The organism is Salifodinibacter halophilus (assembly GCA_012999515.1).
Lineage (GTDB): Bacteria > Pseudomonadota > Gammaproteobacteria > Nevskiales > Salinisphaeraceae > Salifodinibacter > Salifodinibacter halophilus.
In genome coordinates, this window is sequence record JABEEB010000125.1 from 1 (window position 1) to 305 (window position 305).

Consider the following 305-nt stretch of genomic DNA (forward strand, 5'->3'; position numbering starts at 1 on the left):
CTCGACGGCCTTGTAGGTGGCTTTGGCTTCGTCAGCGCGCTCTTGGAGGTAGGCACCACGGACGCTCTGTTCGAGGTCGGCATCGACTTGGAGGTCGTCGGCGATTTCTTCGAGCTCGGTCCGGGCGCGCTCCTGGTTCTTCGGGGAGACGTGTGCAGTCAGATCGAACTCGACGTCTGTGAGCTCGAAGAGATCGCTGAGATAGCCGTCACTCGGATGGTCGGGGTACTCGGCGACGTAGAGCGTGCTCGTCCATTGCTCACCAACGTGGGCGGCTCGCGTCTCCCACTCGATCGCGGCTGGGC

The 305-nt window shown here is 63.3% G+C and carries 1 protein-coding gene; it reads right to left on the minus strand.

Going from position 1 to position 305, the window contains the following annotated elements; translation table 11 throughout:
* A partial coding sequence (locus HKX41_10985) for a transferase (GenBank protein NNC24655.1) occupies window positions 1–305 on the minus strand: 305 nt, incomplete at both ends.